The following is a 25,138-nucleotide window of genomic DNA, read 5'->3' as shown; positions in this document are numbered from 1 at the left end:
TCTGGGCGCTTTCGATGCTTTCAGGAAGGGCAGAACCCTAGAGGGAAACCGTGTCTTCAAGGCTGGGAAATTAACCTTTTGTTTCCTATACTTGTTTAGCGTGGTTTAACGAATGGCTGACCGCGCGTCCAAGCCGCAAAGGGCAAGCTCCACGACAATGGTCGACAGGCAAAACCGTGAAGATTGGAAGCGCGAGCGCTCGTTGCTGGCGCTCGGCCAGGCGTTGCGCGGCGAAGAAGAACCATCGCTGGTTGCGATCGGGGACCGGGCAGACCCGTCATGGCGCGACGATGCCGCAACGCGCCATCGTCTCGCGCGCTTACGCCGCGAGGGGCGAGCGCATCCGGACCTCTCGGCAACCCCGGAGCCCACGGCGACCCCGGAACGCTGGGTGACTCCGGAGTTACCGGCAAACGATGAAACAAGCCGGTTTCAAGCCGAGGATGCATCGGCTTCGGCCGCGCAGATGCCACCTGAGAGTGACGAGCCCGTTGAAGCGGACCATGCGGAAGCCGCGTTCGAACCTCGATACGCCATGCCGCGGGAGGAGCCGGTTGCTGCCGCTGTTTCCGAGGACCGCCGCTCCGATGCCGACCCCCGATACGCCGCGTTCGAACCTCGATACGCCGCGTTCGAGCCTCGACACGCCGCACCCGAACCTCGATATGCCGCATCCGAACCCGGATATGCAGATGACGGGCGGCGGTCTTCCCATCAGGATGACGACAGACAAGAATGGAAGCCGTTGATCGATCCGATGCAGGTCGTCCGCGGCATTGCCCGCTCGAAGCTGCTGATCGTCGCCATGACGATACTGGGCGCCACGCTTGGCGTCGCCATCGCGCTGTCGACGCCGAAGAAATACGAAGCCACCGCAGAGCTGATCGTCGACCCGCGCGACCTGAAGCTCACCGACCGCGACCTCACGCAATCCGTGGTTGCGTCCGACGCGACGCTGGCCATCGTCGAGAACCAGGTTCGCGTGCTCACCTCCGGCACCGTTCTCAACAAGGTCGTGGACAAGCTCAATCTCGTCAATGATCCGGAGTTCAACGGGCAAGGTTCCGATGGGCTGGGGATGATGACGGTCATCCGGTCGGTCCTGTCGCGCAATGACGGGCCGGCTGCCGGTGAAGGTCGCCGCCGTGCGCTGGCCGTCGCCAATCTGGCCGAGAGCCTTTCGGTCGAGCGCGGCGGCAAGACCTTTGTCATCTCCGTCAGCGCCACCACGCAAAATGGCGAGAAGTCGGCGCTCATCGCCAACACGATGACGGATGTTTTTCTGCAGACCTTCGGTCAGATCCAGTCCGACACCGCTGGCCGCGCGACCAACGAACTGACCGGCAGGCTCGACGAGCTGCGCAAGGGCGTCGAATTGGCCGAGCGCAAGGTCGAGGATTTCAGGGCCGCGCACGACCTCGTCGACGCGCAAGGCCATTTGATCAGCGACGACGAGATGCTCAAGCTCAACCAGCAGCTGGCCATCGCCCGCGCGCGCACGCTGGAACTTAACGCCCGCGCGGCGTCGGCGCGCTCGATCGACGTGAATTCGGTTCTGAGCGGCACCTTGCCGGAGGAGATCAACTCCAACACCATGAGCGAGCTGCGCTCGCAATATGCGACACTCAAGCAGGAGGCCGACCGCGCAGCGATCCGGCTCGGGCCGCGCCATCCCGAGCTCCAGGCGCTCAATGCCCAGCTTGCCGGATCGCGCGAGCGTATCGCCGGGGAACTGCGCCGCATCGCCTCGTCGCTGCAGGTCGACTTGAGGCGCGCCGTGCAGCTCGAACAGGATCTGGCCTCCCGGCTGGCACAGTTGAAGGTCCGCAGCGGCGACGTCAACAGCGACCTGGTCACGCTGCGCGAACTGGAGCGCGAGGCCGCTGCCAAACGCTCCGTCTATGAACAATATCTTCTCCGCGCCAGGGAGACCGGCGAGCAGAAGGACATCAATACCGCCAACATCAACGTGATCTCCAAGGCCTTCGCCCCGCTCGAGCCGAACGGACCGTCGCGCGCCATGACGGTGCTTGCCGGCCTGCTGGCAGGGCTTGCTTCCGGTGTCGGCCTCGGCGCCATGCGCGGCGCCTATGCGAGCCTGCGCGAAACCGCCGATTCGCGGCCGCGCCGCAGGGCAGAGGAGCGCCGGACACCCATTGAAGACAAAGCATACCAGCCGCCCGTTCCGCCCCAGGCCGGACCAGTGCCTCGTGCGCAGCAGCAGTATCCCCGAGCCTCGGACGAGGCAGATCAGGCTTTGAAAGCCGCTGAACAGCAAGCCTCCATCGAGGAAATCCGAGCCAGCTTGCGCGAATTCCGCGAAGCGGTTCGAGAACTCACCGAAAGCCGATCGCGGCGCTATTTCTGAGCGCCGAATAGAATAAAAGCCATCGGTTTCGAGTTAGCGGCATAAGACGGCGCTTTGACGGGATTGCCCGGTCGGATTTTCGTGAGAATGCCGCCCGAAGCAGAACGATGTTGAGGGTGGTTGATGGCCGAGTTGATTGACGGAAAAAGCGTTGCCGAAGGCGTGGTGCGGCGCGTCAAGGCTCTGACGATCGAACTGATGGAAAAGGGGGCGCACAAGCCCGGTCTCGCCGTGGTCATCGTCGGTGAGGATCCGGCGAGCCAGGTTTACGTCGCCTCCAAATCCCGCACCGCCAAGGAATGCGGCTTTCATTCGGTCCAGCACACGCTGCCGGCCGAGATGTCCGAACAGGAACTGCTTGCCATCATCGGCGAACTCAACGCCGATCCCGGCATCAACGGCATCCTGGTGCAGCTGCCGCTGCCTGGCCATATCGATGCGGGCAAGGTCATCCAGGCAATAGCGCCGCAAAAGGATGTCGACGGCTTCCACTTCATCAATGTCGGCAAGCTCGGCACCGGCGAACTGGAGACGGCGTTCGTGCCTTGCACGCCGGCCGGCTCGATGCTGCTCATCGAGCGTGTGCGCGGCAAGGATCTTTCCGGGCTCAATGCGGTGGTCGTCGGCCGCTCCAACATCGTCGGCAAGCCGATGGCCAATCTTCTGCTTGCCGCCAACTGCACCGTCACCGTCGCGCACAGCCGCACGAGGGACCTGGCCGCGCTGGCGCGCACCGCCGACATTCTCGTTGCTGCTGTCGGCAGAGCTGAAATGGTCAGGGGTGACTGGGTCAAGCCGGGCGCCACCGTCATCGACGTCGGCATCAACCGCATCGCGGCGCCAGAAAAGGGCGAAGGCAAGACCCGTCTCGTCGGTGACGTCGCCTTTGCGGAAGCGGCCAGGACGGCCGGCGCCATCACGCCGGTGCCCGGCGGCGTCGGCCCGATGACCATTGCCATGCTGATGGCCAACACGCTAGCTTCCGCCTATCTCGCGGCCGGATTGAAACGGCCGTCTTTCTGAACCTGGAAAGCCCAAAGCTTTGCCGAACCTCACTGTTCCCTCAGAGCGGCCGGTCGCCAATGATCCCATTCACGGCGGCCGGCAGTTCGGGTTCCTGCTGGTCGACAAGTTTTCCATGTTCTCGCTGGCCGCCGCAATCGACACGTTCCGGTCGGCCAATCGGCTGCTCGGCCACGACTTCTATGGCTGGACGACGGTGTCGGCCGACGGCGATGCCGTCCTGGCCTCCAACGGCCTGCCGCTCAAGATCGACTACGCTGTCGCCGATCTGCCGCCGGTCGATATTCTTTTCGTCTCGGTCGGGCTGACGACCGAGTTTCCCGGCAAGAGCAAGGTGCTGGCGGCGCTGCGCAGCTGGGGCCGGCGCGGCAACGCGCTCGGCGCACTGTCGGTCGGCTCCTATCTGCTCGCCGAGGCAGGCCAGCTCGAAGGCTATCGCTGCACCATCCACTGGGAAAACCGCGCCGGCTTCGTCGAACGGTTTCCCGACATCAACTGCACCGGCAACGTCTTCGAGATCGATCGTAAGCGTTATACCTGCGCCGGCGGCACCACCTCGATCGACCTGATGCTGGAGATCGTGCGCGGCGATTTCGGCTCGAGCCTCGCCAACGGCGTCGCCAACCAGTTCCAGCACGAGCGCATCCGCTCCGCCGGCGACCGCCAGCGCGTCGGCCCTGAGCGCGACCTGACCGGAAAATCGGAGAAGCTGCGCCGCATCGTCGAGCTGATGGCCGACCATCTCGACGAGCCGCTGTCGGCGGTGCAGCTCGCCAAGTCGGCGGGCCTGTCGGTGCGCCAGGTCGAGCGGCTGTTCCTGCGCCACCTCAGTGTGACGCCCGGCCGCTATTACATGCGGCTCAGGCTTGAGCGGGCGCGCGAATTGCTGCGCCAGACCAACATGCCGATCCTCGACGTGGCGATCGCCACCGGCTTCACCTCGCACTCCTATTTTGCCCAGAGCTATCGGCTGCAGTTTGGCCGGCCGCCTTCCGAAGAGCGGCGCACGACATATTGAACGGTTTGGCGCAGTCCGCGCCGCCACGTGCCCCGGCGCCCGGGCTTGTATCCTGACGCGGCGTCAAATAGCTTCCCCCGGCGGCACGGACTGGCGGGCATGGACTGGCTGGCAGAAGCTGACTGGCTGCGACGAACTGGCGACCACTGACTGGTCACTGACCGGGGGGAGATTTCATGGCGGGACTTGCACGGAGCATCGTTGCGGCGGCGCTCCTGTTGTGGATGACAACGCTCGGCCTTGGCGCCGACCGTGTCGTCATCGTTCTCGACGCCTCCGGTTCGATGTGGGCGCAGATCGACGGCAAGCCGAAGCTCGAAATCGCCCGCGAATCGCTGCGAACGGTGCTGCAAACGGTCCCCGCCGACAAGGAAATCGGCTTCATGGCCTATGGCCATCGCGAGAAGGGCAGTTGCGAGGACATCGAGCTCATCGTGCCGCCGCAGGCCGGCTCGGCAGGTGCTGTTTCCACTGCCGCCGACAGCCTGAAATTCATCGGCAAGACGCCGCTGACATCAGCCGTCAGGCAGGCGGCCGAGGCGCTGAAATACACCGAGGACAAGGCCACCGTCATCCTGATCACCGACGGGCTCGAGACCTGCAAAGGCGACCCCTGCGCGCTCGGCAAGGAACTGAGGGCTGCCGGTGTCGACTTCACCGTAAACGTCGTCGGCTTCGGCCTGACCGCGGACGAGGGCAGGCAGGTTGCTTGCCTCGCCGACAACACCGGCGGCAAATACATCCAGGCGTCGGATGAGAAGGCGCTGCAGGACGCGCTGGTCGAGACCATCGCCGCCGCACCTGCACCGGCGCCCGAACCAGCGCCGGCGCCGCAGCCGGTCGCCGCGCCGGAAAAACCGGAGTTCAACTTCATCCCCGCCGTGGTGCTCGCCGAGGGCGGCGATCCCGTCACCGACGGCAATTCCTGGGAGATATTCAAGGCGAAGTCCGACGGCACGCGCGGCGAATACGTCGCCACCGAATACGGAGCTTATAAAGGCAATCTGGAGCCGGATGATTACACAGTCGTGGCGCGCCATGGCGAGGCCAGGACCGAACAGAAGATCACGGTCGAGGCGGGCCAGGTCTACAAGCCCCTCTTCGTGCTTGATGCCGGCACGCTCATCATTCATCCGCGGCCAAGCGAGGGAGCGGATGTGGCCGATGGTGCGGCTGTCGTGATCGCCTTTCCGGGCGTTGAAATGCCTGCGACCTATTATGGCGACACCAAGGTGGTGTTGCCGGCCGGCGATCAGAAAGTCACGGTCAGGATCGGGCAGGGCGAGGTTACCGAAACCATCCCGCTCACTGCCGGCAAGGTCGTCAATAAGGATATCGTCGTTGGCGTCGGCCGTGTCGTTGCCAACGCCTACTACATTGCCGGCGGCGACAAGGCCGACGGCTCGGGCATTGGCTTCAAGGTGTTCAAGGCAAAAAAGAAGATCGACGGAACGAGGCAAGAGGTGGCTTATGCCTATGGCCCCGACAGCAAGTTCGATCTGCCGCCCGACGACTATGTGCTGACGGCGACGGTCGACCTTGCCGTCGTCGAGCAGCCGTTCAGCGTCAAGGCCGGTGAGCACCAGGATCTGAAGATCGCCATCAATGCCGGCGTGCTGGCGATCACCGCGCCAGGAGCTTCGAAAATCGAGATTTTCGATGCGAAGAAGGACATCAACGGCAACCGCAAATCGCTCGGTTACGCCTATGACGAGAAATATCAGGCGGCGCTGCCGGCCGGCGACTATGCCGTCGTCTCTGAGAAGTCGGACAATAGCTCAAAGGAAGGCACAGTGACCATCAAGGCCGGCGAGCGTTCCGAACTGACGGTGCAGTAGGGACATTCGACGTCTAAAAAGGGGGGGTCGCGAGCCCAGCCCCTGACCCAAATGTGGACCCCAAGTATCTTGCAGCGCAATATTCGCCTGCGGCGCGGACGTTTCGCGCGGTTTAGCTTGCGGTAAAATTTTCGCAAAAGCGTTCTGTTCGCAGGATCGTCGCAGAACATCCGGTTTGCGACGTCGCAAATATCAGTCGCGAAACCGATTCAAGACTCGGGAATTTTGCGACAAGAACCGGGTAACGACCCCCGCAAGAAAAAATTTTCGAGCATGTGTCGGGGCGCTTGGCTGTCGGTCGTCTTGTATACCTGACGGGGAGATTTTGCAGCATGGCGAAGATCGTATTCGGAATGAACCAGTCCCTCGACGGCTATGTCGACCACGAGGAATTACCTGCGCCAAGTCCCGCGCTCTTTCGTCACTGGATAGAGCACGTGCGCGACCTGACCGGCAGTGTGTACGGTCGCCGCATGTACGAGGCCATGCGCTATTGGGACGAAGACCGTCCTGAGTGGGGTACGGAGCAACACGAGTTCGCGGCGGCGTGGCGGCGCCAGCCGAAATGGATTGTATCGCGCTCGTTGAAGTCGGTCGGTCCCAATGCCACGCTTATCGCGGATGACGTCGAGGTAGTGATACGCAGGCTAAAGGCCAAGCTAACAGGAGAGATTTCCGCTTCCGGACCAAAGTTGGCGCAAAGCCTGACCGAAATGGGTCTGATCGACGAATACCGCCTCTACCTTCACCCCGTGGTGCTTGGTCGCGGCAAGCCCTTCTTCGCCGGCTCTCGGCCACCACTCCGCCTTGTGGCCAGCGAGCGAATCGGCGGGGAAGTCATCAGGTTGACCTACGTTCCTGCCTGATTACAGACCACGCCGACCAGGCCCGCTTTGAGGTTGAAAAGACACGCCAACGTCGCCGCTGAATGCCACGCCATTTTTGCAGACTTGACGCACACAACTTCGCCATTCGGCGGGGATCGGCCGAACGGCTCGGTTGCGCCATTTGCCGACCTTCATTGCGTTTCTCCAAACCTGCCGTTCGCGCTACAGCCTGATACGACCCTAAGCGGAAGCTCGTTCGCCCCCGGCCGAATTCACGCCCATGACCCGAAGCTGCCTTCCATCAATGCGGATTTTTTCAGAATCTCCCGTTCGGGTTGGCCGCGGCCTCAGGCAGGATTCGAAGTGTCGCGGCCAAACGGGCGCCATTCAGACATTCCGGTACCATCATTGTTCACGGGGCTTGGTATCCTGCAGCGTCTGCGAACTCTGCCACAGCCAGATTGCGAGAGAGCCTGAACGCCCGCGGACCTGTGCTTCCACAGGTCCTCTTAGAGCACCAGATTTGAACAACTCGCAGTCGCGGCCGGCGACTTGCAGCATTTCGTCGCTCACTGCGACTTCGGCATTTTGGCCGGCCGCGATCTCCATCAAGCGACTGGCGACGTTAACCGTATCACCCGTCGTCGCGATGTGCTGACGGCCTTTGCCACCGAGTCGCGACGCAACGATTGTTCCGTAATGCGCTCCGATCTTGAAGCCGAGCCTAGATGCAGTTGATGCGGGCAACGAGACGAGCCAGTTGCTGGTACGGCTGGAGAGCGCTGCGCAGCAGCGGGCAGCATTGAAGGCATCATCTGTCGCTGCTTCCGGTAGGCCGAACAGGATCATGGCTCCGTCACCCATGAAATTCGTGACGACGCCACCGCAGCTTGTCACCTCTTCGTCCACCAACGCATGGAACGTGTTCAAAAGTTCGCGTGTGGCGTTCGGCCCCAATGTTTCGCTCAGTCCGGTGAAACCGGACAGGTCAATGAATATGATGGCGGCGTCCCTCCGGACAGGTTCCAGGAGAAAGTCGCCATGCTTAGCGAGCCACCCCGCAAAGCCCGGGGCCTCAACTCGTTGAAGCAATTCGCTCTGCGTGGCGAAATACTGGGCCTGGTTCCTGCCCAACCAAAGCTGCGCGGCCCCGAACAAAATAGCCGGCGGAACGGCGGCGGCCATCGGCAACGCCGCGCTCAGCCAGATATGGTGTGAGAATGCGGTCATATTGACCACGAACCAGATCACAACCACGCCGATGATCGCTGCAAGGCCGATGGCATTGCGACGCCATGCCAACAGCCCCACAAGAACCACCGGCAGCACCACCGCAAAGCCGGCATCTGCAAGGCGAACGTACTGATCTCGCACTATGCCGTCGCCGGTCATCAGATGGGCAATGGCCGTCGACATGACCTCGACGCCTGGGAGCACGGGATCAAACGGTGTCGGGAAAACATCGCCGGCGCCGGTTGCAGTTGCTCCGATCACAACAATTCGATCCCGAATAATGCCGCCATCGACTTGGCCCCCCAGCACCGTCGTGGCGCTGATCGTGCGGATCGTGCCGCGGGGGCCATAGAATGTCAGAGGGAGTATGTGACCAATGTCCGTCCGAATCCGCTGTCGGCCCAGAGATAGATAGTCGGGCGCTATTCCCGGATCCTCTCCCACCGCCATGGCGGCAACGCGCAGGGAGAAAGACGCTTCCGTCCGATCTCCGGCCCGAAACAGCAACGGGACGAACCGAGGCGTTCCCGTCCAGTCGGTAACCACATTCACGACGCCGACCGCGGCGATATCCGAGAACGCTTTCAGGGGCCACAAAAACCGGTTGGCATTCGGCACTCGGGCGAGAGGGCCATCGCCCTCGACTGCAATCGATTGTTTACCTCCCGAGTAGACCGCTGCAGCAGCGATTACGCTTGAAGTTCCACGCAGCGAACGCGCGAGCGCCTCATCATCATCTTTTGTCCCGGGATCAACCAGCAGCAGGTCGACCGCAATGGCTTTCGGCCCAAAGCGAGCTATCGTGTCGACAATCCGGGCAAGCGTGGCGCGGCTGAGGGGATAGCGGCCCTCGTTTCGGACCGCTTCGTCGTCTATCGCGACAATGGTAATCAGCTCCGGCGGCGTTGTGGTTCCCCGAACAAGCGTTCGAAGATCCGTCATCGTTGCTTCGACGCGATCGAGGCCCCACATGTTGCCGCGCCAGTGCGCAAAGCCAAGCCCGGCCCCCCAAAGACCCGCCAGGACGAGCGCGATCAGCGTCTGAAGCGCTCGCCCGCTCATTTAGCTTACTGACCGAAACGCGCCATCAATGCCGAAACACGTGCGGCGGGCCAGCGCTTGACCGTCAGTGTGCCTGTTCCGGCTTCCACATCGACGCCTTCACCCGGCCCGAGGACTACGCCAGCATTGGACGCCGGCCTTTGCACGGCGACGCGACCTTTGACGACGAAGACAGAAGTCTTGCCTCGGGCAACGTCAACTGCCCATTTTGTACCTCGCACCGCCGCGATCGCCTGCGGGGTGACGACAGCGAAGCCACCCCGGACCCTGCCGGCTGGAGCATCGAGGAACAGCGCCTTGCGCCGTAATCTGACCGCATCGGCACTACCATTTCGATCACGGTCCACCAGTGCAAAACGAGCGCCATCTTCCGCAATGATGGTAAGGCCTTGCCGGCATCTCAGAATTTGTCGGGACGTCCCTGCTACCAGTCTGAACGTACAGCCGGCGTTATTCGACTGCGCTGAAACGGTATCCACCCAGAAGACACAGGCAAGCATGCAGGCCATCAGGCTCCGGAGATATCGGCCACTTGCGCTCATGAACGTCCCCTTGCTTTTGCGAGAATCTGCGGCAAGAAAATCTATGCATTGTCTTCTGCGGTCAGCTTGGCAGCATACTCATGCGTACGAACCGGCACTTGCAGCCGCGTTGCCTTGGAGGTAGCACGGTGCCGACCAGCGATCTTAGCACGATAGCTTGCTCCAACACCAAATAAGGCGACATCAAGCCGTTGAAGCGGCCGCGATGCGAATGTCGCGAACGTCACGCGGCGACGCTGCTGTTCGGCTCATCTGCCAGAACGAGCAGGTCGCGCCATTTCGCGACATTCTGACCGCTTCTCCAAAGCTGATCTTCGAGCAGCGGCAGCAGTCGACCTTCGCGATCGTCAGTCAAACTTCCGGGCTCCGCATTAACTGAAGAGTGCCACGATTCCATAACAGCAAGCAGCAATCAGCGCCGTAGAGGGCATGGTGATGACCCAGGCGATCACGATCGAGCCGGCTATGTCCGAGCGGAGGCAGAGGTGCGCCGTGCCGCTCCGACGCCGACGATCACGCCGGTGATGGTGTGCGTGGTGGAGACCGGGATGCCGAGCCAGCGTCGCGCCGAACAGCGTGATCGCGTCGCCGGTCTCGGCGCAGAAACCCTGCATCGGATTGAGCCGGGTGATCTTCGAGCCCATCGTGTGGACGATGCGCCAGCCGCCAAAACAGCGTGCCTAGCGCCAGCATTGCCTCCAGGTGATCACCACCCAGAAGGGCACGTAGAACTCGCCCCCGAGCATGCCCTGCGAGTAGAGCAGCACCGCGATGATGCCCATCGTCTTTTGCGCATCATTGCCGCCATGGCCGAGCGAATAGAGCGAGGCTGAGACGAATTGCAGGGTGCGGAAGGTATTGTCGACGGCGAAGGGCGTCTGGCGGACGAAATCCAGGAGACGGTGAGTATCAGCACCAGAGCCAGCACGAAGCCGGTGAGCGGCGACAGCACGATGGCCGCGACCGTCTTCAAGAGCCCCTCCAGACGATGGCGACGCTTCCCGCCTTGGAGACATCCCCGCCGCCCTTTTCACTGCAGCGCGAATTCCGCCACGTTCTTTCCGAATGCGCTGGCGCCGTGGTCGGCACGGCCGACCATTTGCCGCAACCCGGCGAAAAGCTCGCGGCCAAAACCGAATTCATTGCCGACAAGATCGCTGTCCGCTGCCCGGCGCAGCGCGAAATCGCCTGCCGGCACCAAGACTTCCAGCGTACCGGCGTCGGCGTCGAGCCTGATGATGTCGCCGTCATGGATCCTGGCGATCGGCCCGTCCTCGACCGCCTCCGGCGTCACATGGATCGCCGCCGGCACCTTGCCGCTCGCGCCCGACATGCGCCCGTCGGTGACCAGCGCCACATGCTGGCCGCGATCCTGCAGGACGCCGAGCACGGTAGTCAGCTTGTGCAACTCCGGCATGCCGTTGGCTTTCGGCCCCTGGAAGCGGATGACGGCGATGAAATCGCCGGTCAACGTGCCGGCCTTGAACGCCTCGTTGAGCCCTTGCTGGCTGTCGAAAACCTTGGCAGGCGCCTCGATGATGCGCCGTTCCGGTTTCACGGCGGAAGTCTTGATGACGGCGTGGCCGAGATTGCCTGACAGCATTTTCAGCCCGCCCGTCGGCTGGAACGCCTTCTTGAACGGCGCCAGCACCTTCTCGTCGCCGCTTTCGCGGGGCGAGGCCTCGCGCACCACGCCGCCATCGGCGCCGAGCTTGGCCTCGACCGCATATGGCCGCAGCCCTTCGCCCCAAACCGTCTGGACGTCCTCGTGCAATATTCCCTCGTCGAGCAGTTCGCGGATCAGGAAGCCGAGCCCGCCGGCTGCGTGGAAATGGTTCACGTCGGCAAGGCCGTTCGGATAGACCCGCGCCAGCAGCGGCACGGCTTCCGAAAGGTCCGAAATATCCTGCCAGGTAATGGCGATGCCGGCCGCGGCGGCCATGGCGATCAGGTGGATGGTGTGATTGGTCGATCCGCCGGTGGCGTGCAGGCCGACGATGCCGTTGACGAACGAGCGCTCGTCGATCATCCGGCCGACCGGCGTGTAAGCGTTGCCGAGCGCGGTGATCGCCAGCGCCCGCTTCGTCGCCTCCCGGGTCAGCGCGTCGCGCAACGGCGTGCCGGGGTTGACGAAGGAGGCGCCCGGCGTGTGCAGGCCCATGATCTCCATCAGCATCTGGTTGGAGTTCGCCGTGCCGTAGAAGGTGCAGGTTCCCGGCCCGTGATAGGATTTGGACTCGGCCTCGAGCAGTTCGGCCCGTCCTGCCTTGCCTTCGGCATAGAGCTGGCGGACCTTGGCCTTCTCGTCATTGGGCAGGCCCGTCGTCATCGGTCCGGCCGGGATGAACACCGCCGGCAGATGGCCGAAGGTCAGCGCCGCGATCACCAGCCCCGGCACGATCTTGTCGCAGACGCCGAGATGGACGGCGGCGTCGAACATGTTGTGCGACAGGCCGATCGCCGCCGCCATGGCGATCACGTCGCGCGAGAACAGCGACAGCTCCATGCCGGGCTGGCCCTGGGTGACGCCGTCGCACATTGCCGGCACGCCGCCGGCGACCTGGGCAATGCCGCCGGCCTCGCGCGCCGCGTCCTTGATCAGCGCCGGAAATGTCTCGAAAGGCTGATGCGCCGACAGCATGTCGTTATAGGAGGTGATGATGCCGAGGTTCGGCACGCGGTCGCCGCCCAATGCCAGCTTTTCCGAAGGGCTGCACACGGCAAAGCCGTGGGCGAGGTTGCCGCAGGACAGCACGGCCCGGTTGGCGGTGCGGCTCGATGCCTCGGCGATGCGGCCGAGATAGGCCTCGCGCCCCGGTCTGGAGCGTTGGCGGATGCGCTCGGTGATGGCTTCGATGTCGCGTCTCGCGGTCATGGCGTCGGTCCTTTCAGGCGAGGTCCCGCAAACACGGTCCGTGCGGGACCCCTTGGCAAGTTGAAATCAGGGTGCCCAGAAAACCTGTACGGGTCTCTCGGCTGCGTCGAGCACGGCGCGAATGGGCTTTCGCGTTTCCGATGCCATCGCGCTTTCGAATGCCGTGCGCTTGTCCTCGCCCTCGATGTGCAGCGCGATGAAGCCGGCACTGACGATCCGCGCCAGCGACAGCGTCAGGCGCGGCTCGCCGGCGCTTGTCGCGTGAACCGGGAGCACGACCCTTTCCGACGACGGGTCGAGCAGTGTTTCCAGATTGTCGGCATCAGGAAAAAACGACGCGGTATGGCCATCGGTTCCCATGCCAAGCACGACCACATCGAGCGGCCAGGGCAGCGACCGCAACATCCTACTATCGGCCTCCGATGTGTTGCCGACGCTTTCTGCCTCTTGGTAGAGCGGCACGAAACGTGCGGCTGCGGCGGCGTGTTGCAAAAGATTGGCGGCGACCAGCCCGGCGTTGGAGCGCGGCGAGGAGACCGGCACGCAACGCTCGTCGACCAGCGTCACCGTGACCTTGTTCCAGGCGATCGGGATGCTCGAAAGCGATGCGAAAAATTTCGCCGGCGTCGTGCCGCCGGAAACGGCGAGCAATGCCGTGCCGCGCTCAGCGATCGCATTGGTTAGGCGGCCTGCGACGTGGCCGGCAAGTGCAGCCGCCAGGTCTTGGCGTTCGGCAAATGCGTGCCAGTTGTAGGCGGCGCCGTTCAATTGCTCTCGTGCCATGTCCGCCCGTCGCGTTCGATCAGCGCAATCGAGGCGGAGGGGCCCCATGTGCCGGCGGTATAGCCCTGCGCCTCCTGCCTGGCGCCTTCCCATGCGTCCTGGATCGGGTCGATCCATTTCCACGCCGCCTCGACCTCGTCGCGGCGCATGAACAGCGTCTGGTTGCCACGGATGACGTCCATGATCAGTCGCTCATAGGCGTCGGGGGCGCGGCCGTCGAAGGATTGCGCGAAGCTCATATCGAGCGGGATCTGGCGCAGCCGCATGCCGCCAGGCCCCGGATCCTTGATCATGATGAACTGCTTGACCCCTTCGTCGGGCTGCAGCCGGATGACCAGCTGGTTGGCCGAGATCGGCCCGGCGCTGTCGCCGAAGATCGAGTGCGGGATCGGCTTGAATTCGATGACGATCTCCGAGACGCGTGTCGCCAGCCGCTTGCCCGTCCTGAGGTAGAACGGCACGCCGGCCCAGCGCCAGTTGCCGATTTCGGCCTTGAGCGCAACGAAGGTCTCGGTGTTGCTGTTCTTGCCGAGCTCCTCGACATAGCCTTTCACCGGCCCGCCGGCCGAGGCCCCGGCACGGTACTGGCCGCGTACCGTGTGCTTGGGCGCTTCATTGCCGTTGATGCGTTTCAGCGCGCGCAGAACCTTCAGCTTTTCGTCGCGCACGGCGTCGGCGTCCATCGACGACGGCGCCTCCATGGCGACGAGGCAGAGAAGCTGCAGCATGTGGTTCTGCACCATGTCGCGCAGCGCGCCCGCCTTGTCGTAATAGGTGACGCGGTCTTCGAGGCCGACGGTCTCGGCCACGGTGATCTGCACATGATCGACATTGGCGGAATTCCACAGCGGCTCGTAGAGCGCATTGGCAAAGCGCAGCGCCATCAGATTCTGCACCGTTTCCTTGCCGAGATAGTGATCGATGCGGAAAATCTGGCTTTCATGGAAATCGTCGCCGACCAAATCGTTGAGCTGGCGCGCCGAGGCGAGATCGCGCCCGATCGGCTTCTCCAGCACGATGCGCGAGTTCGGCGTGATCAGCCCGTTCTCTTTCAGCTTGTGCGAGATGTCGCCGAACAGCGCCGGCGCAACCGCCAGGTAGAAGGCGCGGATGCATTCGCTGTCGCCGATCGCCGTCTTCAATTTGTCGAAGCCCGCGCCGGTCGTCGCGTCAGCCGAGACGTAGGAAAGCCGGGCAAGGAACGTCTCCAATTCCGCGGCGTCGATATCGGCCGGTTTCACATGGTCGGAAATCGCCTGCCTGGCGAAAGCCTGGAATTCCTCGTCGGTCATTTTCGAGCGCGACGTGCCGATGATGCGCGTCGGTTCGGAAAACTGATGGCCGCGCTGGCGATGATAGAGTGACGGCAAAAGCTTGCGTTCCGACAGATCGCCGGTGCCGCCGAAGATGATGAAGTCGAAAGGGTCGACGGGAATGATCTGGCTGGTCATGGTCTGTCCGCTCTGACGCCGCTCGCTGGTGTACGCGTGGATATAATCTAATCGATTTAGATTTTCCAGTGACACGGCGTCACATCCCCGGGGCCAATCGGACGTGTGCCGATTGTTCTGAGGTGTGCCCTTGACACTGGCGCAACCCGGACGCTTGTCGGCGAGGTGGTTCCGGGAGGCCTTCGCAGATGCAGCATAGAGCGGGATCGAGGCGAAAGCCAAAGGAGAAATCGAGAGTCTCTTTCGGCGACCATTGCCGGAGGCTGCCGGAGCGGGGAGTCTTCAATCATGAGTGAGAAAGCCATGCGCCTGGAAAACAAAGTTGCCATCATCACCGGTGCCGCGTCAGGCTTCGGCGAGGGCATGGCCAAGCGTTTTGCCGAGGAGGGCGCCAAAATCGTTGTCGCCGACCTCAACGCCAAGGGCGCCGAACGCGTCGCCAACGAGATCGGCCGGGCGGCGATCTGGACCCAGACGGACGTCTCGACCCGTTCCGAGTTCGACGAGATGGTCTATGCCGCAAAGAGTGCCTTTGGCCGCATCGACATCATGGTCAACAATGCCGGCTACACCCATCGCAACGGCGATATGCTCGAGGTCGACGATGCGACCTTCGATCTGATCACGGCCGTCAACATGAAGGCGATCTACCACGCCGCCCTGGCGGTCGTGCCGGTGATGGCTAGGCAAGGCGGCGGCGTCATCCTGACCACGGCCTCGACCGCCGGCATCAGGCCACGGCCCGGCCTCACCTGGTACAATGCGTCGAAGGGCTGGGCGATCACCGCGACCAAATCCATGGCGGTGGAACTCGCGCCGAAGAACATCCGCGTCAACTGCCTGTGCCCGGTCGCCGGCGAGACCGGCATGCTGGAAAAATTCATGGGCGCCGACACGCCCGAAATCCGCGAGAAATTCCGCGCGTCGATCCCACTTGGCCGGCTTTCGACGCCGCTCGACATAGCCAACGCGGCGCTATGGCTGGCGTCGGACGAGGCGGCCTTCATCACTGGCGTGGCGCTGGAGATCGACGGCGGACGGTGCATCTGAGCCGTCCGGCCCTGTCGGTTTCAAGTTTGACCTGACCGTCCCTCGCACGCGGGCGGCTGATTGCGGCAGCCAAATGTGCCGTGGGCAACGTCAAAGAACGGCCTGACCGATGCTACGCGCCGGTCTTGACGAAGCTCTTGTAGATCCAGCCGCGTTTGCCGTTGAAGACGATCTGGCACCATTTCTTGCAGCCCATCACCTGAACCGAGGTCTTGGCCGGAATGGTGACGATGGCGGCCGCACTGTTCTTCGGACCGGTGCGCATGGTGACGCCCCTGAGGATACGTCCTGCCGCGCTTGCTTGCTTGGCCTCGACTTTGGCCTGGGCGCCATCCTTCTGTGTCGCGGCCGGCAGCGGCTTCGGGGTCGAGATGGCGGCGGTTGGCGCACCGTCCGTCGCCGCCTTGGCGGGAGCAGCGACTTTGGCAATCAATGCTGCCACTTTGGTTTTCGCTGCCGGATCGGCGAATGCCGCCGCGGTGGACGGCTTGTCTGCTTTTTCAGCCTGGCCCGCCGTCTGGCCGCCCGCCGTCTGGCCGCCCCCCGTTTGGCCGGATGTGGTCTTCGGTCCCGATCCTGTCCAGCGGGGATCATTGGGCGCCAGCGCCGCTATCTCGGCCTTCGCTGCAACTACCGCCGACGAAATCGCATCGGTCTTGCTCGCAGCCTGCTGCGCCGCGGCCGGCACGATCCGTGTCGTTTTCACCGGAATGCTGGAAACGATCTGCTCGGGACTCGCGACCGCTTGTCTCTCAGTGGCCGGCAATGCCAGCCATAGCGCCATCGCTGCCACGCCAAGCAGCGCTGCTGTACCAAACGCGGCGATGACCAGATGCAGGTTCGACCGGATTTGCCTCCAGAACCTGGGCTGCATGTCGTAGCCAAACTGCATCGCAAAGCGCCGTCGTTCCGGCGCGCCGAAACTGAAGGGCTCTCTCACTCTTACAACCTCCATTTGCGGGCCAACGTTCTTACGACCTGTGCCGGGAACCGGCATCTGGTCGGCATCGGTCCCAATCCAACGCGGGCAGGCCCGCAAAATCCCCCTTCGACTGCCCAGAACCGGCATCCTTTGCCGGCGATTGTGGCATCACTGCGCCCTTGCGGGGCGGATTCTGCACCTTTACGATCGATTCTTCAACTTGCAAGGGATTTTGCAACCTGTGGTTATATGCGGTCCCTCAAAGCATACCAGTTGAGCGCAAGAAACATCAGAGGCGCGCGCAAGCGCCGGCCACCGGGAAAGGCCGGGATGTTCAGGTCCTCGATCAGCCTCAGCCGGTCCCGGTTGCCGGCGACGGTTTCGGCATAGAGCTTGCCGAAAAAGTTCGACAGCATGACGCCGTGGCCGGAATAGCCGCCGACCGAGATCACATTGGGCATCACCTCCCGCACGAACGGTTTTCTCGGCATCGTGATGCCGACATAGCCGCCCCAGCCATGAGTGATCTCGACATCGCTGAGGTCAGGGTAAAGCTCGGCGATCTGCCGGCGGATGTGGACATGGATGTCTTTCGGATCGTTGACCGCGTAGATCTCGCGCCCGCCGAAAAGCAGACGCCCATCCGTCGATTTGCGGAAGTAGCGCACGACGAAGCGGGAATCGTCGACCGCCTCACCGCCCGGCAACACGTTTGAATCCGCAAGCGGCACCGTCGCGCCGATGAAGGAGCCGATCGGCATGATATGCGCGGCACTGATCGGCTCGAGCGTGCCGCCATGGGCGTTGACGCCGATCAGACATTTCTCGGCTGATATCGTGCCTTTCGGCGTCGTGACCCTGACCTTGCCGCCAACGGACGCGATGGCGGTCGCCGGCGTCTGCTCGAACAGCAGCGCGCCCGCCTGCGCCGCCACGTTTGCCGTGCCGATCACCAGCTTCAGCGGATGGATGTGCCCGGTGCCGGTGTCGCGGGTGCCGCCGAAATAGCGCGCCGAGCCCAACCGCTCCGCCGTCTCCCTGGCGTCCATGAAGCTGATGTGTGGATAGCCGAAGCGGTTCGCCATGATCTCGGCATGCGCCTTGTAGTCATCGACATAGCGCTGCTTGTGCGCCACCGACATCTGGCCTTGCATGTAGTCGATCTCGATCTTGTTGACGGCGGCGAATTCGAGGAGATGCGCCTTGGCCTCTTCGGCGAGGTCGAACAGCGCCTTGGCCCGGGAAAAGCCGTATTCCGCTTCGAGCTCCTCGGCCCAGGCGCGCTGACCGGTGCCGAGCTGGCCGCCATTGCGGCCCGATGCGCCGTCGCCGAAACGATGCGCTTCGACCAGCACGACATTGCTGCCGGCCCTGGCGAGGTGCACCGCCGCCGACAGGCCGGTAAAACCGCCGCCAACGACGACGACGTCGCACCTCAGGTCACCGTCAAGCGCCTTGTATTCGGGCCGCGGCCCGGCCGTGTCCTCATACCAGGAGCGGCCGGGGGAGATTGGGGATTGGTAGGGCATGATGCTCGGAGTAGGGGAGTAGGGGAGTAGGGCAGTAGGGCAGTAGGGCAGTAGGGCAGTAGGGCAGTAGGGCAGTAGGGCAGTAGGGCAGTAGGAGCTATTCAGGTGACAATTTGCGGATCAGAAGGCGCAGTAGCGTCCCTACGCTCTCGCTGCGATTCATCAAAGATTCGACCGCCTCGTGCGAGGCGATTCCGACACGGTGCGCAATCATAAGATGCGTCTCCAATTCTTTGAGTGATCCTTGGGCGATCCTGAGAAATTGCTGATAGGAAGCTCGACTCTCTCGGCCGTAACCCTCAGCGATGTTGGCAGGCACTGAGGTAGCTGCCCGACGCACCTGACCTGTCATTCCATAGGTCTCGTCTTTCGGCCAAGCTCGTGTCACTTCATAGATGGATACTGCCAGGTCCATTGCCTGCTGCCAGACGATCAGATCCCTGTAGGACTCGATTTTCGCCATTACGTGCCGCCCCCTACTGCCCTACTGCCGTACTGCCCTACTCCCCTAAACATTCAACAACAGATACTCCCGCTCCCACGGGCTGATCACTTCCATGAAGGTCTCGAATTCCGCCCGCTTGATCGCCGCATAGGTGGCGGCGAACGACTTGCCGAGCAGCGCGCAGAGTTCCTCGTCGGCTTCGAACAGGTCGACGGCCTCGAGCAGGCTGCGCGGCAGGTCGATCTCGGCCGCGTTGGCGGTGGTGAGAACCGGCGGTTCGGCCTTGATCTTGTTGGTCATGCCGATCAGCCCGCAGGCGAGCGATGCGGCCATCGCCAGATAGGGATTGGCGTCGGAGGAGGGGATGCGGTTCTCGACGCGCCTGGCTGCCGGGTCGGAGCGCGGGACGCGGAAGGCGGTGGTGCGGTTGTCGTAGCCCCATTTGTTGTTGACCGGCGCCGAAGCCGACTGCGTCAGCCGGCGATAGGAATTGACGTAGGGCGCAAACATCACCAGCGCGTTCGGCACATGTTTCTGCATGCCGCCGAGGAAATGGAAGAAGGCTTCGGTTTCCGAGCCGTCCTCGGCAGAAAAGACGTTTCTGCCGGTCTTCTTGTCGATGATCGATTGGTGGATATGCATGGCCGAGCCGGGCTGCCCCTGGATCGGCTTGGCCATGAAGGTGGCATAGATCTCATGCTTCAGCGCCGCCTCGCGGATGGTGCGCTTGAACATGAACACCTGATCGGCCAGTTCGATCGGATCGCCGTGGCGCAGATTGATCTCGAGCTGGCCGGCGCCTTCCTCGTGGATCAGCGTGTCGATCTCCAGGCCCTGGCTTTCGGAGAAATGGTAGATGTCGTCGATCAGTTCGTCGAACTCGTTGACGCCGGCGATCGAATAGCCGGCGCCACCGCCGATCGCCCGTCCCGAACGCCCGACCGGCGGGGTCAGCGGGTAGTCCGGATCGGGATTCTTGCGCACCAGGTAGAACTCGATCTCGGGCGCCACCACCGGCTTCAGCCCGCGCTTGTCGTAAGCGGCAAGCACACGCTTCAGCACGTTGCGCGGCGTGAACTCGACCGAGCGGCCGTCCTGGTGGACGAGGTCGCAGATGACCGCCGCCGTCGGGTCCTCTTCCCACGGCACCACGGTCAGCGTCGAAAGGTCCGGCATCAGCTTGAGGTCGCCGTCGTCTTCCGGATAGTTGAAGCCGTTGCCGTTCTCGGGGTAGCCGCCGGAGATCGTCGTCATGAACACCGCCGAAGGCAGCGCCAGCGAGGTGTTGGAGGTGAATTTCTTCGACGGCATCATCTTGCCGCGCGCAACACCGGCCTGGTCGGGGGTGATGCATTCGATATCCTCGATGCCGCGCCACGCCAGCCAGGCGCCGACTTCCTTCCAGTTTTTCACACCACGTTGATTTTTCACGAAGGCAGGCGTGCGGATACGTCCTCCGCGGCTCGACGGACGGACTTCCTTTTTTGCAGGCGGCATCATTCACCAGATTGGGTTGCGGATTTGGGAGTATAGCCGGGGCCGGTGATGGAAGGGAAGGGGAGCCGGCCCTGCCTTTGCCCGCCAGTTGAAAATTGCTCCAGGCAGCTTAGGTTCGACGCAAGTCCAATGACCTCGGCTGAAGACGTCGAATGCGGAACCATGAATTGACCACGATCGGCTTCGATGCCGACGACACGCTCTGGCAGAACGAGCAGTTCTTCCGCATCACCGAAAAGCGCTTTGCCGCGCTGCTCGCCGATCATGCCGAGGAGGAGCACATCTCGGCAAGATTGCTGGAGGCCGAGAAGCGCAACCTCGCCGTCTATGGCTTCGGCATCAAGGGGTTTACCCTGTCGATGATCGAAACGGCGATCGAGATTACCGACGGCCGCGCGCCGGCCTCGGTCATCGCCGAAATTCTCGCCGCGGGCCGCGAGATGCTTGGCCATCCGATCGAGGCGCTGCCTCATGCGCGCGAAACCGTCGAAAAACTGGCGGATGCGTATCGCCTGGTGCTGATCACCAAGGGCGACCTTTTCGATCAGGAACGCAAGCTGGCGCAATCGGGCCTCGGTGACCTGTTCGATGCCGTCGAGATCGTCAGCGACAAGAGCCCCGCTACTTATACCAGCATCTTCAGCCGCCACGGTGATGGCGCCGAAAAAAGCATGATGGTCGGCAATTCGCTCAAGTCGGACGTGGTGCCGGCCATCGAGGCCGGCAGTTGGGGCATCCACGTGCCGCATGAGCTGACCTGGGCGCTGGAACATGTCGAGCCGCCGGTCACCGCGCCTCGCTTCCGCCAGATAGCCGATCTCTCGGAACTGCCCCGGCTGGTCGAAAGCATCGGGAAAGCCGGCTGATCGCGTGTCTCGGCGTCGGACCGGACGTGCGCGGCAGGCGTATCGATGCCGGACATTGCGCGTCGCAATCCTTGTTGTCGGCTCCGCCAAAGAGCCGCGTGTCGCTGACCCTACATCGCGCGGCCCCTCCATCGCGCGGCCCCCTCCAACGCGCGGCTCTCGTACAATCGATGCTGCAAAATCGTTTTCTACTTGCAAATCAGTCGCAATTGCAGAATATGCGACAAGCGCGGCGTCACAGCGCCCGCGGGCATGCGAGTAATCGCGACAGGAGATTTTGATGATCGAGAGATACGGGCGATGGGTTGCCGTCGGGTTGATGGCTGCGGTTTTCGCTGCGGCAGTGGCTTCAAGCCCAGCGAAAGCGCAGGAAAAATTCAAGGCGGTGACGACCTTCACCGTCATCGCCGACATGGCGAAGAACGTGGCGGGCGACGCAGCAATCGTGGAATCGATCACCAAACCTGGGGCGGAGATCCACAATTACGCGCCGACGCCGGGCGACATTCAGCGGGCGCAGGGCGCAAAGCTCATTCTGTGGAACGGGCTCAACCTCGAACTCTGGTTCGAAAAATTCTTCCAGAACCTCAGCGACGTGCCCGGCGCCATCGTCTCCGAGGGCGTCCAACCTATGAGCATCGCCGAGGGACCCTATACCGGCAAACCGAATCCGCATGCCTGGATGTCGCCGACAAACGCGCTGATCTACGTCGACAACATCCGCGACGCCTTCGTCGAGCACGATCCGGCGCATGCCGAGACCTACAAGGCCAATGCAGAAGCCTATAAGGCAAAGATAGAGGCGGCCGTCGCGCCGATCCGCGATAAGCTTGCCTCGATCCCGCAGGACAGGCGCTGGCTGGTGTCGAGCGAAGGCGCTTTCTCGTACCTCGCACGCGATTTCGCGCTGAAGGAGCTTTATTTGTGGCCGATCAACGCTGACCAGCAAGGCACCCCGCAGCAGGTTCGCAAGGTGATCGACGCCGTCAGGGACAACAAGATCGTCGCCGTCTTCAGCGAAAGCACGGTGTCGGACAAGCCGGCCCGGCAGGTCGCGCGCGAGACGGGGGTCCATTACGGCGGCGTGCTCTACGTCGATTCCCTCAGCGAGGCGGACGGCCCGGTGCCGACCTATATCGACCTGCTGCGTGTGACATCGGATACAATTCAGAAAGGCCTCGCCGCAGGGCTGTCGCAATGAACGAAGCCGTTCCGCCTCTTGCCGCCGCGTCCGAGGATGCGGGAGGCGGTCTCGCCGTGCGCGGCGCGACCGTCACCTACCGCAACGGCCTCACGGCGCTGCGCGATGCGAGCTTTGAAATTCCGACAGGCACGATCACGGCACTTGTCGGTGTCAACGGCTCGGGCAAGTCGACGCTGTTCAAAGCCATCATGGGCTTCGTGCGGCTGGCAAAGGGAGAGATTCTTGTTCTCGGACGGCCGGCCGCGGCCGCGCTGAGGAAGAACGTCGTCGCCTATGTGCCGCAGGCCGAGGAGGTCGACTGGGACTTTCCAGTACTGGTCGAGGACGTCGTCATGATGGGGCGTTACGGCCATATGGGCATGATGCGCATTCCGAAGGCTGCTGATCGCGAGGCGGTTACATCAGCGCTTGCGCGTGTCGGCATGAGCGATTTCCGCAAGCGCCAGATCGGCGAGCTTTCGGGCGGGCAGAAGAAGCGCGTCTTTCTCGCTCGGGCGCTGGCGCAGGACGGGCGCGTCATCCTGCTCGACGAGCCCTTCACCGGCGTCGACGTCAGGACCGAGGACGCTATCATCGAACTGCTGCGCGCGCTCCGGGACGAAGGCCGGGTGATGCTGGTCTCGACGCATAATCTGGGTAGCGTGCCGGAGTTCTGCGACCGTGCCGTGCTGCTCCGGAACACGGTCCTTGCCTACGGGCCGACAGGCCAGACCTTCACGCAGGCGAACCTGGAAAAGGCTTTCGGCGGCGTCTTGCGTCATTTCGTGCTGGGCGGCGCCGGGCTGCATGAGGATGACGACAGGCGCCGCCTTGCCGTCATCACTGACGACGAGAGGCCACTGGTCTTCTACGGAGAGAACGGAGCCATGCAGCACAAGATGCGGGAACCGGACGAATGAGTGTCCTGCTCGAGCCGTTCGGCTACGAATATATGCTCAATGCCATGTGGGTGTCCGCCCTGGTCGGCGGTGTCTGCGCCTTCCTGTCCTGCTATCTGATGCTGAAAGGCTGGTCGCTGATCGGTGACGCGCTCTCGCATTCGATCGTGCCGGGCGTCGCCGGCGCCTATATGCTGGGCCTTCCCTTCTCGATCGGCGCCTTCTTCTCCGGCGGGCTCGCCGCCGCGGCGATGCTCTTCCTCAACCAGCGCACCAAGCTGAAGGAAGACGCCATCATCGGCCTGATCTTCTCCTCCTTCTTCGGCCTCGGCTTGTTCATGGTGTCGCTGTCGCCGACCTCGGTGAATATCCAGACGATCGTGCTCGGCAACATTCTGGCCGTCACTCCGGAAGACACGCTTCAGCTCGCCATCATAGGCTTCGTCTCGCTCGCCGTCCTGCTGGTGAAATGGAAGGATCTGATGGTGGTCTTCTTCGACGAGAGCCATGCCCGCTCGATCGGCCTCAACCCGAGCGCGCTCAAGATCATGTTCTTCATGCTGCTATCGGCGTCCACGGTCGCCGCGCTTCAGACCGTCGGCGCCTTCCTGGTCATCTGCATGGTGGTGACGCCCGGCGCGACCGCCTATCTTCTGACGGACCGCTTTCCGCGCCTGCTCGTCATCGCGGTCGTCATCGGCGCGGCGACGAGTTTCACCGGCGCCTATGTCAGCTATTTCCTCGACGGCGCCACCGGCGGCATCATCGTCGTGTTGCAGACGCTGATCTTTCTCGCCGCCTTCTTCTTCGCTCCCAAGCATGGAATGCTGGCAGCCCGCCGCCGCTCGGCGAGAGCCTTGGAGGCCAGCCTGTGAGCATCCTCGATACACTGCTTGCCCCCTTCCAGTTCGGCTTCATGGTCAATGCGCTGATTGCTTCGGTGCTGGTCGCCGTGCCGACGGCGCTGCTTTCCTGCTTTCTCGTTCTCAAGGGCTGGTCGCTGATGGGCGACGCCATCAGCCACGCCGTCTTTCCCGGCGTGGTCATCGCTTACATCCTCGGATTCCCCTATTCGATCGGCGCCTTCGCCGCCGGGATGATCTGCGCTCTCGCCACCGGCTTCCTCAAGGACAACAGCCGCATCAAGCAGGACACGGTCATGGGCATCGTCTTCTCCGGCATGTTCGGCCTCGGCCTGGTGCTCTACGTAAAAATCCAGTCCGACGTGCATCTCGACCACATATTGTTCGGCGACGTTCTGGGCATCGGCCTGCGCGACATCGTCGAAACGGGGCTCATTGCTGCGATCACGGCCGGCATCATCGGCATCAAATGGCGCGACTTCCTGCTGCACGCCTTCGACCCGGCTCAGGCGCGCGCGGTCGGTCTTCGGGTCAACCTGCTCCATTACGGCCTGCTTTGCCTGATCTCGCTCACCATCGTCGGCGCGCTGAAGGCGGTCGGCATCATCATGGCCATCGCCATGCTGATCGCGCCGGGCGCCATCGCCTTCCTGCTGACAAGGCAGTTCAGCGCCATGCTGATCCTGTCGGTGGCGATCGCGGTCGCCGCATCGTTTCTCGGCGTCTATCTGTCCTTCTTCATCGACAGCGCACCGGCGCCGACCATCGTTCTCATGCTGTCTGCCGCCTTCATTGCTGCTTTCGTCGTCACCACACTCAAGGCGGGCCGAATGGAGCTCGGCGAGGAGGGCTAGAAACTGGCGG

At 63.0% G+C, this 25,138-nt stretch carries 21 protein-coding genes and 1 pseudogene; 11 read left to right on the top strand and 11 right to left on the bottom strand.

Annotation, left to right across the window (positions count from 1 at the left end; translation table 11 throughout):
• The first annotated feature begins 157 nt into the window (after positions 1–157).
• From AC0L2Z_RS19545 to AC0L2Z_RS19525, 5 genes are all read left to right on the top strand, one after another.
• Positions 158–2,368 carry a GumC family protein gene (locus AC0L2Z_RS19545; protein WP_473629067.1) on the top strand — a complete coding sequence of 737 codons (2,211 nt, stop codon included), beginning with the start codon at positions 158–160 and terminating at the stop codon, positions 2,366–2,368.
• Positions 2,369–2,491: 123 nt separating this feature from the next.
• Positions 2,492–3,391 carry a bifunctional methylenetetrahydrofolate dehydrogenase/methenyltetrahydrofolate cyclohydrolase FolD gene (gene folD / locus AC0L2Z_RS19540; RefSeq protein WP_473629042.1) on the top strand — a complete coding sequence of 300 codons (900 nt, stop codon included), beginning with the start codon at positions 2,492–2,494 and terminating at the stop codon, positions 3,389–3,391.
• Between the two features lie 19 nt (positions 3,392–3,410).
• Positions 3,411–4,409 (top strand): GlxA family transcriptional regulator, encoded by a 999-nt coding sequence (locus AC0L2Z_RS19535; RefSeq protein WP_473608775.1) that lies wholly within the window; start codon positions 3,411–3,413, stop codon positions 4,407–4,409.
• A gap of 176 nt (positions 4,410–4,585) precedes the next feature.
• Entirely contained in the window at positions 4,586–6,247 is a 1,662-nt protein-coding gene (locus tag AC0L2Z_RS19530; RefSeq protein ID WP_473629041.1) for a vWA domain-containing protein, read from the top strand.
• Positions 6,248–6,579: 332 nt separating this feature from the next.
• Positions 6,580–7,113 (top strand): dihydrofolate reductase family protein, encoded by a 534-nt coding sequence (locus tag AC0L2Z_RS19525; RefSeq protein WP_473629040.1) that lies wholly within the window; start codon positions 6,580–6,582, stop codon positions 7,111–7,113.
• A gap of 366 nt (positions 7,114–7,479) precedes the next feature.
• Here AC0L2Z_RS19525 and AC0L2Z_RS19520 read toward each other — a convergent pair whose 3' ends face one another.
• The 7 genes and pseudogenes from AC0L2Z_RS19520 to zwf form a co-directional block, all read right to left on the bottom strand.
• Positions 7,480–9,369 carry a CHASE2 domain-containing protein gene (locus AC0L2Z_RS19520; protein WP_473629039.1) on the bottom strand — a complete coding sequence of 630 codons (1,890 nt, stop codon included), beginning with the start codon at positions 9,367–9,369 and terminating at the stop codon, positions 7,480–7,482.
• A 5-nt stretch (positions 9,370–9,374) separates the two neighbouring features.
• Positions 9,375–9,911 (bottom strand): FecR domain-containing protein, encoded by a 537-nt coding sequence (locus AC0L2Z_RS19515; protein ID WP_473629038.1) that lies wholly within the window; start codon positions 9,909–9,911, stop codon positions 9,375–9,377.
• Between the two features lie 223 nt (positions 9,912–10,134).
• A complete protein-coding gene (locus AC0L2Z_RS19510) occupies positions 10,135–10,266 on the bottom strand; it encodes a hypothetical protein (RefSeq protein ID WP_287173647.1) in 132 nt (43 codons plus the stop codon).
• Positions 10,267–10,282: 16 nt separating this feature from the next.
• Positions 10,283–10,927, bottom strand: a pseudogene (locus tag AC0L2Z_RS19505) (anion permease).
• A gap of 14 nt (positions 10,928–10,941) precedes the next feature.
• Complete coding sequence (gene edd, locus AC0L2Z_RS19500) at positions 10,942–12,786, bottom strand: phosphogluconate dehydratase (RefSeq protein WP_287286052.1); 1,845 nt, start codon at positions 12,784–12,786, stop codon at positions 10,942–10,944.
• Positions 12,787–12,852: 66 nt separating this feature from the next.
• Entirely contained in the window at positions 12,853–13,569 is a 717-nt protein-coding gene (gene pgl, locus AC0L2Z_RS19495; RefSeq protein ID WP_473629037.1) for a 6-phosphogluconolactonase, read from the bottom strand.
• Positions 13,551–15,020 carry a glucose-6-phosphate dehydrogenase gene (gene zwf / locus AC0L2Z_RS19490; protein ID WP_236375126.1) on the bottom strand — a complete coding sequence of 490 codons (1,470 nt, stop codon included), beginning with the start codon at positions 15,018–15,020 and terminating at the stop codon, positions 13,551–13,553. Before zwf ends, pgl begins: the two co-directional genes overlap by 19 nt.
• 303 nt (positions 15,021–15,323) lie before the next feature.
• Between zwf and AC0L2Z_RS19485 the strand changes: the two genes are divergently transcribed.
• Positions 15,324–16,070 carry an SDR family oxidoreductase gene (locus AC0L2Z_RS19485; protein WP_473629066.1) on the top strand — a complete coding sequence of 249 codons (747 nt, stop codon included), beginning with the start codon at positions 15,324–15,326 and terminating at the stop codon, positions 16,068–16,070.
• 112 nt (positions 16,071–16,182) lie between these two features.
• On the opposite strand, the gene AC0L2Z_RS19480 is transcribed toward AC0L2Z_RS19485, so the two are convergent.
• From AC0L2Z_RS19480 to AC0L2Z_RS19465, 4 genes are all read right to left on the bottom strand, one after another.
• On the bottom strand, positions 16,183–17,010 hold the full coding sequence (locus tag AC0L2Z_RS19480) for an SH3 domain-containing protein (RefSeq protein WP_473629036.1): 828 nt from the start codon (positions 17,008–17,010) through the stop codon (positions 16,183–16,185).
• A 227-nt stretch (positions 17,011–17,237) separates the two neighbouring features.
• Positions 17,238–18,521 carry an NAD(P)/FAD-dependent oxidoreductase gene (locus AC0L2Z_RS19475; protein ID WP_473629035.1) on the bottom strand — a complete coding sequence of 428 codons (1,284 nt, stop codon included), beginning with the start codon at positions 18,519–18,521 and terminating at the stop codon, positions 17,238–17,240.
• Positions 18,522–18,618: 97 nt separating this feature from the next.
• A complete protein-coding gene (locus AC0L2Z_RS19470; RefSeq protein ID WP_287307795.1) occupies positions 18,619–18,984 on the bottom strand; it encodes a four helix bundle protein in 366 nt (121 codons plus the stop codon).
• Between the two features lie 45 nt (positions 18,985–19,029).
• A complete protein-coding gene (locus tag AC0L2Z_RS19465) occupies positions 19,030–20,466 on the bottom strand; it encodes a glutamine synthetase family protein (RefSeq protein ID WP_027156302.1) in 1,437 nt (478 codons plus the stop codon).
• A 149-nt stretch (positions 20,467–20,615) separates the two neighbouring features.
• Between AC0L2Z_RS19465 and AC0L2Z_RS19460 the strand changes: the two genes are divergently transcribed.
• The 5 genes from AC0L2Z_RS19460 (at position 20,616) to AC0L2Z_RS19440 (ending at position 25,128) form a co-directional block, all read left to right on the top strand.
• Positions 20,616–21,329 carry an HAD family hydrolase gene (locus AC0L2Z_RS19460; RefSeq protein WP_287307794.1) on the top strand — a complete coding sequence of 238 codons (714 nt, stop codon included), beginning with the start codon at positions 20,616–20,618 and terminating at the stop codon, positions 21,327–21,329.
• A 319-nt stretch (positions 21,330–21,648) separates the two neighbouring features.
• Positions 21,649–22,530 carry a metal ABC transporter substrate-binding protein gene (locus tag AC0L2Z_RS19455; RefSeq protein WP_287307797.1) on the top strand — a complete coding sequence of 294 codons (882 nt, stop codon included), beginning with the start codon at positions 21,649–21,651 and terminating at the stop codon, positions 22,528–22,530.
• Complete coding sequence (locus AC0L2Z_RS19450) at positions 22,527–23,432, top strand: manganese/iron ABC transporter ATP-binding protein (RefSeq protein ID WP_027156305.1); 906 nt, start codon at positions 22,527–22,529, stop codon at positions 23,430–23,432. Before AC0L2Z_RS19455 ends, AC0L2Z_RS19450 begins: the two co-directional genes overlap by 4 nt.
• Complete coding sequence (gene sitC, locus AC0L2Z_RS19445; protein ID WP_473629034.1) at positions 23,429–24,286, top strand: iron/manganese ABC transporter permease subunit SitC; 858 nt, start codon at positions 23,429–23,431, stop codon at positions 24,284–24,286. Before AC0L2Z_RS19450 ends, sitC begins: the two co-directional genes overlap by 4 nt.
• Entirely contained in the window at positions 24,283–25,128 is an 846-nt protein-coding gene (locus tag AC0L2Z_RS19440) for a metal ABC transporter permease (protein ID WP_473629033.1), read from the top strand. The genes sitC and AC0L2Z_RS19440 overlap by 4 nt, the downstream gene beginning before the upstream one ends.
• The last annotated feature ends 10 nt before the right edge of the window (positions 25,129–25,138 follow it).

It is taken from the genome of Mesorhizobium sp. WSM4850, from assembly GCF_055811735.1.
The sequence above is the reverse complement of the archived record's forward strand: the minus strand, read 5'-3'. Positions and strand labels throughout refer to the sequence as shown.